We start from the raw sequence: 11,382 nt of genomic DNA on the forward strand, positions 1-11,382 counted from the left end.
GGCACATCTGTGACGGGTCACCCAGTTCCCCGCCTGAACGGGGAACCAGGGACAGGCTTCTAATCAGGCCAACAGGTGAGCAGGCCGGCGTCGGCGCCCGGGACGACACGTCCAAATGAAGGCACACAGAAGTGGCCGAATCAGCGCCGAGCCAATCCCGAACACCAACCCCGAATCCTGGCTCTTGATCCACCAGAACCGGCCCACCAACACTCACAGATCAGCGCAGGCCAGGGAAGCGTCGCCCGGGACAAGCCTTACCGACCCAGCGGCGCGGTCAGATCGACCGCGGGTCAGATCAACCCCATCTTGCCGGCCAGGTGGACGGCCTCGGCCCGGCGGGAGACGCCGAGCTTGCGCAGGATGTTGCCGACGTGGAACTTGACCGTCGTGTCGGAGATGAACAGCTTCTTGCCGATCTCCCCGTTCGACATGCCGCGGGAGAGCAGCTCCAGCACCTCCTGCTCCCGGCCGGTCAGCTTGTTGTCGGTCTCGGCCGGGCCGGCATGGATGCCGCGGACCATGGCGGCCGCGCTGCGCGCGTCGAAAGCGCTTCCGCCGCGGCTGATGTCGCGGATGGCGCGGATCAGGGCGGACGTGTCCACGTCCTTGACGACGTAGCCGCGGGCGCCGTTGTGGATGGCCGCCATCACCAGGTGGTCGTCGATGAACGTCGTCAGCACCAGCACGCCGAGCTCGGGGTGGTCGGCGACGAGCGTCGCGCACAGATCCAGGCCCTCGGTGTCCGACCCGGTGGACAGTTTCAGGTCCAGCAGGACGATCGACGGACGGGCCTGGTCGACCACGGCCCGGGCGGACTCGATGGTGGAGGCCTCGCCGACCACCCGCAGGTCGGGTTCGCGCTCCAGGATCGAGCGCAGCCCGTGCCGGACGATCGCGTGATCGTCGATGAGCACGATGTCGATCGAAGCCGGGCCGGCCTCAACAGCCTCGGTCATGACTGCGTCCTTCCCGGGGCGGTCGCCGGCTCCCCGCCACTCGCGGGGACGCCGCCATGGTGTCCATGATTCGCTCGGCAGTCTTGTGCCCGCCCGCCCACCCTGCTCATTGCGCCGTCTCCTCGATGTGCTTGACGTCCAGCTGGGGGTAGGCGGGTTCCATCCGGACGGGCAGCGGGATGCGCACTTCGATCCGCACGCCGCCCAGCCGGGCCCGACGGAAAGCGAGAGTGCCGCCGACCTTCTCGGCCCGGACGGCCATGTTGGCCAACCCGCGGTGCCGGCCGTCGGTTACCGCGTTGCGCTCGATGCGCAGCAGCCGGCTCAGGGTGACCGGGTCGCCGGTGCCGTCGTCGGCGATGGCCAGCAGCAGCTGGTCCGGCCGGTATCGCAGCCGGATGACCGCCCGCGTCGCCCCGGCGTGGTTGGCCACATTGAACAATGCCTCACCGGCGATCCGGACCAGCTCGTGGTCGGGGCGCGGGCCCAGCGGGGTCTGCGGGCCCCCCTCCACCCGGACCTGCACCGGCAGTCGCGGGCGGTACTGGCCGGCCAGCTCGGACAGCAGCTCGGGCAGCGAGGCCGGGTCCTCGCCGCTGGCGGCGTGATGCAATGCGTAGATCGCCTCCCGCAGCTGCTGGATCGCCTGCTGCGTCAGGTCTTTGGCGCGGTCGAGCTGGGTGCCCAGGGCCCGGGCGGCCGGGCCGATGGCGGCCGCGTCCCCGCGGGCCATCTCCACCGCCATCCCGGCGCTGAGCACGAACTGGCTGACGCTGTCGTGCAGTTCGCGGGCAATCCGGTGCCGTTCGGCGTCCAGCAGCTCCCGCTGCCGGGCCGCCACCAGGCGCTGCTCGGTCGCCCGGAGCTCGCGCGTCCGTTCGGTGAGATTGCGGTTCTGCTCGGTGGCCTCGTCGTAGAGCCGCTGGGCGCGTTGGTGCAGCTCCAGGCCGGCCTGGTATTGCTCGGAGGTGTGCAGGGCGACCGCCGCCTGGTTGGCCAGCACCCGCAGCACCGAGATGTCGCCCGGTTCGGGCGCGGCCGGCAGGTCGTGGACGGCGACCAAGGCGCCGACCAGCTGGCCCTCGAGCGTCATTGGGATCCGGACCCGCGGGTCGCCCGGCCCGGCCGGCTGCACGTCCCCGGACCGGATCCGGGCCAGCTCGTCGGCGATCACGGCCATGCCGTCCGGCCGTTCCAGCGCCCGGCCCGTCCCGTCGACGGCGACGAACCGCGGTCGGGCGCGGAGCAGGCTGCCGTCGCACAGGGCCAGCATCACCCAGGGGGCGGAGAGGTGGTCGCCGGCCGCGCGGGCGACCTCCTCCAGGAGTGAACGGGGTCCCTCGCCGGTGCGCACCAGGGCCCGCGAGATGGAGTCCAGGGCGCGCACGGTCCGCTGCATGCGCTCGTCGGTCCGGATGAATTCCCGGTAGTACGAACGCTTTCCGGAGCGAACGCCGGTCAGCAGGGCCAGGTCGGGGGGGTCGGCGCCGGGATGCCCGGACGTCATGGCGAGCCGCCGTCACATGGCCGCACGGAGCAGTCCCTCGATGTCGACCGCCTCCGCGCTGCGCGGGTTGGTGGTCAGGCAGGCATCCTGCATGGTCGAACGGGCCAGCCGGGGGATGTCGTCGTCGCCGACCCCGATGTCGCGCAGCCCTCGCGGCACCCCGACCTCGTCGCCCAGCCGGCGGACGTACTCCGAGAGATGCTCGGCGACCTCCTCGGCCGGGGCGCCGGCGACGGGCAGGCCGACGGCGATGGCCAGATCGCGGAACCGGGCCGGGATGGCCTGCGCGTTGTACCGGATGACGTGCGGCAGCAGGATGCCGTTGATGACGCCGTGCGGCAGGTCGAGCAGGCCGCCGACCTGATGGCTCATCGCGTGGGTCGCCCCGAGGATGGCGTTGGTGAAGGCCAGGCCCGCCTCGAGGCTGGCCTGGGCCATCTGGGTCCGGGCGTCCAGGTCCTCCGGCCGCTGGATGGTGGCCGGCAGGTAGTGGCTCACCAGCCGCACCGCGGACAGCGCATGGCCGTCCGCCAGCGGGTTGTGGGCCAGGGAGACGAACGACTCGATGCCGTGGGTGAGCGCGTCCAGGCCGGTGGCTGCGGCCAGCCATTCGGGCATGGTGGTCAGCAACAGCGGGTCGGTGATCGAGATGTCCGGGACCAGCGCCCGGCCCATGATCGTGATCTTCACCGAGTCGGCGGTGTCGGTGACGATGCAGAACTGCGAGACGTCCGCGCCGGTCCCCGATGTCGTCGGGATCATCAGCAGCGGGGGAATGGGGCGGGTGACCTGGTCGACGCCCGCGTAGTCCAGGATCGCGCCGCCGTTGCCGGACAGGATGGCGATGCCCTTGGCCGCGTCCATGCTCGACCCGCCGCCGATGCCGATGATCACGTCACAGCCGGACTCGAGGTAGTGGTGGTACCCCTGCGTGATCTCGACATCCTTGGGATTGGGCGTGATGCCGCGCCAGACGACCGGGTCCAGGCCGGCGTCGCGCAGGTGGCCGAGCAGCTGATGCACCCAGCCCGCGTCGTGCACCCCGTCGTCGGTGACGACGAACGGGCGCCGGGCGCCGAGTCGGCCGGCGGCGAAGCCGGCCTCGGCCAGGGCGCCGAGGCCGAAGACCACCTCGGGGGCGTGGAACTTCACCACCGGCGCCGGGGCGTGCCGGTGCCCCGGGTCACCCGCGCCGGGCGGGTGTGTTCGGACCACGTCGTCGTGTCCGATCACAATGGTGTTCTCCTCCGTCGAGCGAGCGAACCCGGTGCCGCTCGCCGACCGTCATCGACCCGAGTGGTCAGGACCCGTCGGCGGGTGAAATGGTACGCCTGACCGGCTCGATGCTGTCGCAGGGAAATCCGCCGCGGTTGGCGTGCTCGCGGATCAGCGCCGGGTCATTCGCCTCGTACACGCAGAAAAGCTTGTCGTCCGAGACGTAGGACTCGATCCAGGAGATCTGGTCGCCCAGCTCGGCCAGCACCTCGTTGGAGCGGGTCGCGACGGCCGTGATCTGTTCGTCGGTGAGCGATCCCGCGCCGGGCAATGTCCGTTCGATGACGTAGCGATCCATCACTGGCTCCCCTCGTTGCGGCCCGTGGTTGCGCCGGCGCGGTCGGCCCCCGCCCGGCCGCGTCCGGCACCCGGGTCACGCTACGGCCGGAAGGCCCTGTCGCGAACCACCCAAGGACCAGGATCGACCTGCCCGTTCGGGTAGGTTGCGGCGCGATCGGGCATCGGTCGGGAAACGGGTCGAGCACGGCTGGCCGCGGGTCGCAGCGGATGTGGGCGATGGTCAGGGCGTGGCCAGCAGGCCCCGGACGCGGTCCAGCAGCCGGTCGGCCATTCCGGCGAAAATCCGGGCGCCCTCCTGGGCGTCGGCCCCGGTCGGGTCGCCGAGCACCCCGTTCGGGCTGATCGCCCGCACCCCGCCGGCGGCGATCCGGGGCAGCAACTCGGCCAGCGGGCCCGTGGCGCCCGGTGCGGCCAGGTCGGTCCGCACGGTGTCGGGGGCCAGGTGCAGCATCAGGCAGGTCTCCCGGTACCCGGCGTGCGGGTCGGCCCGCGGGCCGCCGCTGGCCGCGTGGTGCACCTGCAACGAGCGGCCCTCGTAGCGGGTCAGCTCCGCGGCCCGGGCCAACGCGTCGGCGTTCCCGCCGTGCCCATTGACCACCAGCACATGACGCCAGTCGCCGGCCGCGTGCCGGACGAACTCGACCAGCAGCTGGTATAGCGCTTCCGTGCCGATCGACAGAGTGCCCGGGAAATGCGCGTGCTCGCCGCTGGACCCGTACGGGATCGCCGGGGCCAGCCCCACCTCGGGTAGCCGCCGGTGCACCAGCTCGGCGAGCCGGCTCGCCACCACGGTGTCGGTGGCCAGCGGCAGGTGTGGACCGTGCTGCTCGGTGGATCCCAACGGCAACAGCAGCACCCGGCGGGCCGCCGTGTCGACCTCCGGCCAGGTCGCGGTCGCCAGCGGCGGGAGCTCAGCCATCGGTCGCCGAGGCCGCGCCGGCCCGCGACCGGCCGAACCAGGTGCGGGGCCGGGGCAGGTCACGCACTTTGGGCAGCAACGGTTCCGGGTTCCGACGGGTCAACGCGCCCTGCCAGACCCCCAGCCCGTAGGCGACGTCGTCGAGGGCATGCGCGACGAACGCCTCCGCGGTCGCGCGGACCCGGGCGGCTCCCGACGCCGAACCGGTGGCGCGGACGTCCTGCACCGCCTGGTAGGCCAGGCCGGCCGCCGCGGCGACGGCCAACCGCCGGCCGATCCGCGGGCTGATCGCCGCGGCGACCAGGGTGACTGGCAACATCGGCCGGATCAGCCACCGGCCCAGCGCGGCGCCGGCTCGCAGGTGACCGAGTGCGGCGAGCTTCCGGGCGTGCGCCGGGGACAGCTCCCGCATGCCCCACGGTGCGATCGCCGCGGTCACCCCACCGGCCAGCACGCCCAGCCCCGGGTGCACCAGCACGGCCAGCAACCACGGTCCCAGCGACCAGACGGACACGTCCAGGTGCCGCAGTGCGCCCGGGTGCCGCCCGGCCAGGTCGGCCGCACTGGTCCCGTACAGCCGGCGCCGGTTCAATGCCGCGGTCAGTGTGCCCCGCGGCCGGTGGCCGACGTGCACGTCGGGGTAGTAGCGCACGACGCCGTGCGCGGCGATCCGCCAGACCAGGTCGACGTCCTCGCCGACGTGCATGTCCTCGTTGAAACCGCCGACGGCGGCGAAGGGCTCGGCGTCCACCAGCATCGCTGCGCTCGGTACGTACGAGACCGCCCGGCCGGGGCCGACCTCGCTCGGGGTGTGACCCAGATCCAGCGCGCAGACCCGCTGTTCGAACCAGCCGCCCGAACCAGCACCGGCCAACGGCACGATCTGCGGGGCGGCCAGCACCACGGTGGCCGCGTCGCCGTCGCCGGTGGTGGTCGCCGCGATCTGCGCCTTCAAACGGTCAATCCACAGCGGGTCGGGGATCGTGTCGGCGTCGATGAACGCGATCCACGGGGTGGCCGCCGCGGCCGCGCCGGCGTTCCGGGCGGCGGCCGGCCCCCGGGAGTGCTCGTTGCGCAGCACGGTCAGCCCGGGACGTTCGGCGGCCAGCGGGGCCAGCGGGACCGGCGAGCCGTCGTCGATCAGGATGACCGGGATGTCGGCCGGCAGCGTGGCGAGCAGCTCGCGGACCGGGCCGGCGGCCGAGCGAGCCGGGATCACCACCGTGACACCCTCGTGGTCGGTGGCCGCCGGGGCGGGGGCGAGCAGCAGCCCGGCGGCGCGGAGGCGGTGCACCAACCGATCGACGGCCGGCTGATCCACCGGTAGCGGCTGCCCGTCGACCACCCCGCGCAGCATGTCGGCGCCGCGCGGGGTCAGCGTGATCACCCGGTACGGGGTGCCCCCGGCCAGCGTCGTGCCGTCCAGCCAGCGCACCCCGGGCCCCAGGCGCCAGCGGTCGCGGCCGGCGGGCCGGGCCATCGTCAGCCCGCCGCCGTCGCCGTGCCCGTCGTCGATCATCGTCCCGTCCGCTCCTGTCTGACGTCCCGGCCGGGTCGGCGAACCGGCCGTGGTTCCGGGGCCGGCCGACGGCCACGCGGGGCGGCCCGCCGGACCGCTTGCAGGGCGGGTCATCCGACGAACCCGCCGTCGACCCGGAAGTCGGTCCCGGTCACCGCCGACGAGTCCGGCCCGCACAGCCAGCTGGCCGCAGCCGCGATGTCCGCCGGCTCGATCAGCCGGCCGAGCCGCTGGGCGGACCCGAACTGCTCGATGTCCGCGAGACCGTACACCTGCGCGCTGCGCTCGAGCAGCGCCGTCCGGGTGCTGCCCGGCAGGATCGCGTTCGCGGTGACGCCGTGCGGGCCGAGATCCGCGGCCAGGGAACGGATGTAGCCCAGGGCCGCGTGTTTGGACGCGACGTAGGCGGCCAGCCGGGGCAGCCCGACCTCGCCGGCGATGGAAACGACGGCGACGAACCGCCCGGTCCCGGCGGGCGCGACCAGCAGTCGCGGCACGGTGGCCCGGGCCAGGTTGGCCACCCCGTGGAAGTTGGTGTCCAGGTCCAGGGCGAGCTCGTCGCGGGTGAACTCCCAGGCCGGTTTATCCACGCCGATGATCCCGGCGACCGCCACCGCGGCCCGCAGCCGGCCGGCCGGCACCCGGGCGACGGCGGCCACCACGGCCGTCTCGTCCCGGACGTCGGCCCGGGCCACCACGGCCACGGCGCCGGCCGACCGGCACTGCTCGGCGGTGCGGTCCAGGTCCTCGCCCGTGCCCAGCGGGTAGCCGACCGCGCCGGCCAGGTCGGGGTCCGGCCGGTCGAGCAGCAGCAGGTCGAAGCCGTCCCGGGCCAGCCGGGCGGCGACGGCCGCGCCCATGCCGCGGGCCGCCCCGGTCACCACCGCCCACGGGCGGAGCGGCTCGCCGGTGCCGGCGGCGCCGGAATCGGGGCCGAAATCGGCGCCGGAAACGGGGCCGGTCATGGCTCACCCAGCAGGCCGAGCGAGGTCTGCAGCAGGTCGATCAGGTCGGCGTCCTCGTGGGCCAACCACTGTTCGTACGCGGCCAGGGCGGCGCCCAGTGCCAGATGGCCCAGCGTGCGCGGCACCAGGTCGGCCGGGTCGCCGCCGAGCCGGCTCGCCGCGAACCGGGCGACAACGTCTCGCCAGGCGGCGTACCGCAGCGTCGAGTAAGCCTGCAGCGCAGGCGAACTCAGGATCAGCCGCATCCGGTTCCGTAGCGACTCGGCGGCCTGTGCGTCGAAGGAATTGAACGCGATGACGCCGCCGCGGATCGCCTCCACGAGCGGGACGTGGGGCGGGCAGGCGGCGAACCACCGGGCGAAGGCATCCAGCTGGGTGTCGAATTCGCCCCACACGGCATCGTTCTTGGACTTGAAGTATCGGAAGAACGTCCGCCGGCCGATACCGGCGGCGGCGGCGATCTCGTCGACGGAGGTGACGTCGAATCCCCGGGCGGAGAAGATCTCCAGGCAGACCCGTTCCAGCTCGCCCCGGCTCGTCACGGCCGGCCGGCCGGGCGTGGCGGTCATCGCCGCCGGCGCCGGAGCCGCCAGGCCCGTTCCTTCGGCCACGAAGCACCTATACCTTCGGGTAGTTGACATGTGGCACTGGGTGCCAATACCGTCCATTGTGACACGGAGCACTGCCGTTGTCATCCCCGCAGTATCGGACCATGGAGGTTGGTCATGCCGGAAGTCACTGTCGACGAGAAGGTTTCGAAGAGCGCGGAAGTCCAGGACGCGTCTCTGGTGACCAGCGACCTGCTGGTCGAGGACGTCTCGATCGACGGCATGTGCGGCGTCTACTGAGCCGAGTCGGGTAGCGGACGGCCGGGGCCGCGGGCCAGCCCCCACCGGCCCCGGACCGTCCCGCCCCACCTGCCCGCCACCGCCGGCCCACCCTCCGGTGTCCCTCGGGCCCGTCACTCCCGGCCGCTTCGGGTGGCCGGTTGGCCGCTGCCATCTCGCACGCGGGAAAGGCCGCGGCCCGGAAATATCGCGGAACGCCCTCGATACGGAGGTTCAATGATGAGTACCGTCGCGATCGGCGCGCCGACGCAGATTCCGACCCCGGGGTCGGACGATGCGGGTGTCCTGCCCCCCTTCGTGCCCGATCTGCCCTACGAACTGCATCCGGCCGTTGAGGTCCGGCCTGAGCCGTTCGGGGCCCTGCTCTATTCGTTCAAGACCAGGCGCCTGTCCTTCCTCAAGGATCGCGACCTGGTGACGGTGGTCCGCTCCCTGGCCGATCACCCCACGGCGAGTGCCGCCTGCCGCGCCGCCGGCATCACCGATCCCCATCGGTTGTCCATGTTCGAGCGGGCCCTGGCCACGTTGGCCGCGACCGAAACCATCAGGGAGCGTCACTCATGACCACTGCCGTCCTGCCGTTGGTCGATCACTTCGCGCTGGGCCTGGACTCGCCGATCTGCCTGACCTGGGAACTCACCTACGCCTGCAATCTGGCCTGCGCGCACTGTCTTTCGAGTTCCGGCCGGCGCGATCCGCGGGAGCTGACGACTGCGGAGTGCAAGGCCGTGATCGACGAGCTGGAGCGGATGCAGGTCTTCTACGTCAACATCGGCGGGGGCGAGCCGACGGTGCGGCCCGACTTCTGGGAGCTGGTGGACTACGCCACGGCGCACAAGGTCGGGGTCAAGTTCTCGACCAACGGCATCAAGATCAACGAAGAGGTGGCGCAGCGGCTGGCCGCCAGCGACTACGTCGACGTGCAGATCTCCCTGGACGGGGCGACCGCCGAGGTCAACGACTACGTGCGCGGCCGCGGCTCCTACGCCACTGCCATCCGGGCCATGGAGAACCTGGCCGCGGCGGGCATGGTCGGGTTCAAGATCTCCGTCGTCTGTACCCGGCAGAACCTCGACCAGCTGGACGCGTTCAAGGCGATCGCCGATCGTTACCAGGCCCAGTTGCGGCTGACCCGCCTACGCCCGTCCGGGCGAGGGGCCGATGTGTGGGACGAGTTGCACCCGACCGCGGCCCAGCAGCGCCAGCTCTACGACTGGCTGGTGGCCAACGGCGAGAACGTGCTGACCGGGGATTCGTTCTTCCACCTGGCCGCCTACGGCGAGGCATTGCCGGGCCTGAATCTGTGTGGCGCCGGTCGGGTGGTCTGCCTGATCGATCCGGTCGGTGACGTCTATGCCTGCCCGTTCGCCATTCACGACCGGTTCAAGGCCGGCAACGTGCGGTCGCCCGGTGGCTTCCAAACGGTCTGGCGCGAGTCCGATCTGTTCCTGGAGCTGCGGCAGCCGCAGAGCGGCGGGGCCTGCGCGTCCTGCTCGGCGTTCGACGCCTGCCGCGGCGGCTGCATGGCCGCCAAGTTCTTCACCGGCCTGCCGCTGGACGGTCCGGACCCCGAGTGCGTCAAGGGCTTCGGCGAGCTCGCGCTGTCCAAGGTGACGCCCGGTGCGTCCCCCAAGCCGTCCGAGGACCACTCGCACGCCAAGCAGCTCAAGAACGGCCCGGTCATGTTGACCCTCCGCACCCGCCCCGATCGCAGCTGTGACGAGAACCCTTTGGCCGGCTTGGCTCCCGTGCGGGCGTCGGCCGGAGTGGGCCGGTAGGGGACGCCCGCCGCCCAGCATATTTCCCCGACCGGAGCTCGGCGGCCACGGCCGCCGAGCCCCGGACCTGACCGTCCGTTCCCGACCCTTTCGCCCGCGAAAGGGTGATCCTTCCACTGGAGAAAGGCCTCGCCGTGGGTAGCAAGTGGTTCGAGACCGTTGCCGAGGCGCAACGGCGCGCGAAGAAGCGACTTCCGAAGTCCGTCTACATGGCGCTGGTCGCCGGCTCCGAGAAGGGCCTGACGATCGCCGACAACCAGGCGGCGTTCGGCGAACTGGGCTTCGCGCCGCACGTGGCGGGCCTGTCGGCCAAGCGCGATCTGTCGACGACGGTGATGGGACAGGAGATCTCGCTCCCCGTCATCATCTCGCCGACCGGTGTTCAGGCGGTCGACCCGGACGGCGAGGTGGCCGTTGCCCGGGCCGCAGCCGCCCGCGGGACCGCGATGGGCCTGAGTTCGTACGCCAGCAAGTCGATCGAGGAGGTCGCCGCGGCCAACCCGCAGACCTTCTTCCAGGTCTACTGGTCCGGTACCCGGGACGTCATCAAGCAGCGGGTCGAGCGGGCCCGCGCCGCCGGCGCCAAGGGTCTGATCCTCACCCTGGACTGGTCGTTCTCCATGGGGCGCGACTGGGGCAGTCCGAAGATCCCGGAGAAGGTCAACCTGAAGGCGATGTGGGACTACGCGCCGGAGGCGATCACCCACCCGCGCTGGTTGTGGTCGTTCGGCAAGACCTTCACCATCCCGGATCTGACCGTGCCCAACCTGGTGCCGCCCGGGGAGCAGCCCCCGACCTTCTTCGGCGCCTACTACGAGTGGATGCAGACGCCTCCGCCCACCTGGGACGACGTCGCCTGGCTCGTCGAGATCTGGGGCGGTCCGCTGATGCTCAAAGGCATCTGCCGGGTCGACGACGCCAAGGCCGCCGCGGCCGCCGGGGTCAGCGCCATCTCTGTGTCCAACCACGGCGGCAACAACCTGGACAGCACCCCGGCCTCCATCCGGGCGCTGCCGGCGATCGTCGATGCCGTCGGCGACACGGTGGAAATCGTGCTGGACGGCGGGGTCCGCCGCGGCAGCGACGTGGTCAAGGCGGTCGCCCTCGGCGCCCGCGCGGTGATGATCGGCCGCGCCTACCTGTGGGGTCTCGGGGCCAACGGCCAGGCCGGCGTGGAGAACGTGCTCGACATCCTGCGCAGCGGAATCGATTCCGCCGTGCTGGGGTTGGGTCACTCGTCCATCCACGATCTGTCCCCGTCCGACCTCGTCATTCCCGCCGGCTTCGAGCGGGCGCTGGGCGTCCCGGCCGA

The 11,382-nt window shown here is 72.1% G+C and carries 12 protein-coding genes; 4 read left to right on the forward strand and 8 right to left on the reverse strand.

What is annotated here, in order from left to right:
- Positions 1 to 293: 293 nt before the first annotated feature.
- The 8 genes from ACILSK_RS21280 to mftR all read right to left on the reverse strand — a co-directional run bounded on the left by ACILSK_RS21280 (position 294) and on the right by mftR (position 8,055).
- Complete coding sequence (locus tag ACILSK_RS21280; protein WP_395729183.1) at positions 294 to 959, reverse strand: MadR family response regulator transcription factor; 666 nt, start codon at positions 957 to 959, stop codon at positions 294 to 296.
- A 106-nt stretch (positions 960 to 1,065) separates the two neighbouring features.
- Positions 1,066 to 2,466 carry a MadS family sensor histidine kinase gene (locus ACILSK_RS21285; RefSeq protein WP_395729184.1) on the reverse strand — a complete coding sequence of 467 codons (1,401 nt, stop codon included), beginning with the start codon at positions 2,464 to 2,466 and terminating at the stop codon, positions 1,066 to 1,068.
- A gap of 12 nt (positions 2,467 to 2,478) precedes the next feature.
- On the reverse strand, positions 2,479 to 3,681 hold the full coding sequence (locus tag ACILSK_RS21290; protein WP_395729197.1) for an iron-containing alcohol dehydrogenase: 1,203 nt from the start codon (positions 3,679 to 3,681) through the stop codon (positions 2,479 to 2,481).
- Between the two features lie 85 nt (positions 3,682 to 3,766).
- Positions 3,767 to 4,039, reverse strand: a complete 273-nt coding sequence (locus ACILSK_RS21295; protein ID WP_395729185.1) for a DUF4242 domain-containing protein — start codon at positions 4,037 to 4,039, stop codon at positions 3,767 to 3,769.
- 222 nt (positions 4,040 to 4,261) lie between these two features.
- Positions 4,262 to 4,960, reverse strand: coding sequence for a mycofactocin biosynthesis peptidyl-dipeptidase MftE (gene mftE, locus ACILSK_RS21300; RefSeq protein WP_395729186.1), 699 nt, complete (start codon positions 4,958 to 4,960; stop codon positions 4,262 to 4,264).
- Positions 4,953 to 6,479, reverse strand: a complete 1,527-nt coding sequence (gene mftF / locus ACILSK_RS21305) for a mycofactocin biosynthesis glycosyltransferase MftF (RefSeq protein ID WP_395729187.1) — start codon at positions 6,477 to 6,479, stop codon at positions 4,953 to 4,955. Before mftF ends, mftE begins: the two co-directional genes overlap by 8 nt.
- Positions 6,480 to 6,589: 110 nt before the next feature.
- A complete protein-coding gene (locus ACILSK_RS21310) occupies positions 6,590 to 7,444 on the reverse strand; it encodes an SDR family oxidoreductase (RefSeq protein ID WP_395729188.1) in 855 nt (284 codons plus the stop codon).
- Positions 7,441 to 8,055 carry a mycofactocin system transcriptional regulator gene (gene mftR / locus ACILSK_RS21315; RefSeq protein ID WP_395729189.1) on the reverse strand — a complete coding sequence of 205 codons (615 nt, stop codon included), beginning with the start codon at positions 8,053 to 8,055 and terminating at the stop codon, positions 7,441 to 7,443. Before mftR ends, ACILSK_RS21310 begins: the two co-directional genes overlap by 4 nt.
- Before the next feature lie 114 nt (positions 8,056 to 8,169).
- On the opposite strand from mftR, the gene mftA reads away from it, so the two are divergent.
- The 4 genes from mftA to mftD form a co-directional block, all read left to right on the forward strand.
- A complete protein-coding gene (gene mftA, locus ACILSK_RS21320; protein WP_395729190.1) occupies positions 8,170 to 8,292 on the forward strand; it encodes a mycofactocin precursor MftA in 123 nt (40 codons plus the stop codon).
- 219 nt (positions 8,293 to 8,511) lie between these two features.
- A complete protein-coding gene (gene mftB / locus ACILSK_RS21325; RefSeq protein ID WP_395729198.1) occupies positions 8,512 to 8,856 on the forward strand; it encodes a mycofactocin biosynthesis chaperone MftB in 345 nt (114 codons plus the stop codon).
- Positions 8,853 to 10,070: a mycofactocin radical SAM maturase gene (mftC, locus tag ACILSK_RS21330; RefSeq protein ID WP_395729191.1), complete on the forward strand. Its 1,218-nt coding sequence runs from the start codon at positions 8,853 to 8,855 to the stop codon at positions 10,068 to 10,070. The genes mftB and mftC overlap by 4 nt, the downstream gene beginning before the upstream one ends.
- Before the next feature lie 134 nt (positions 10,071 to 10,204).
- On the forward strand, positions 10,205 to 11,382 hold a 1,178-nt coding region (gene mftD / locus ACILSK_RS21335), incomplete at its 3' end, for a pre-mycofactocin synthase MftD (RefSeq protein ID WP_395729192.1).

It is taken from the genome of Nakamurella sp. (assembly GCF_044224575.1).
Taxonomy (GTDB): Bacteria; Actinomycetota; Actinomycetes; order Mycobacteriales; family Nakamurellaceae; genus Nakamurella.

Excerpts from the sequence above, each read along its gene's own strand:
- ACILSK_RS21295 (WP_395729185.1), bottom strand. The coding sequence starts at position 4,039 with ATGGATCGCTACGTCATCGAACGGACATTGCCCGGCGCGGGATCGCTC.
- mftA (WP_395729190.1), top strand. The coding sequence starts at position 8,170 with ATGCCGGAAGTCACTGTCGACGAGAAGGTTTCGAAGAGCGCGGAAGTC.
- ACILSK_RS21280 (WP_395729183.1), bottom strand. The coding sequence starts at position 959 with ATGACCGAGGCTGTTGAGGCCGGCCCGGCTTCGATCGACATCGTGCTC.
- mftB (WP_395729198.1), top strand. The coding sequence starts at position 8,512 with ATGAGTACCGTCGCGATCGGCGCGCCGACGCAGATTCCGACCCCGGGG.
- mftE (WP_395729186.1), bottom strand. The coding sequence starts at position 4,960 with ATGGCTGAGCTCCCGCCGCTGGCGACCGCGACCTGGCCGGAGGTCGAC.
- ACILSK_RS21285 (WP_395729184.1), bottom strand. The coding sequence starts at position 2,466 with ATGACGTCCGGGCATCCCGGCGCCGACCCCCCCGACCTGGCCCTGCTG.
- ACILSK_RS21310 (WP_395729188.1), bottom strand. The coding sequence starts at position 7,444 with ATGACCGGCCCCGTTTCCGGCGCCGATTTCGGCCCCGATTCCGGCGCC.
- mftC (WP_395729191.1), top strand. The coding sequence starts at position 8,853 with ATGACCACTGCCGTCCTGCCGTTGGTCGATCACTTCGCGCTGGGCCTG.
- mftF (WP_395729187.1), bottom strand. The coding sequence starts at position 6,479 with ATGATCGACGACGGGCACGGCGACGGCGGCGGGCTGACGATGGCCCGG.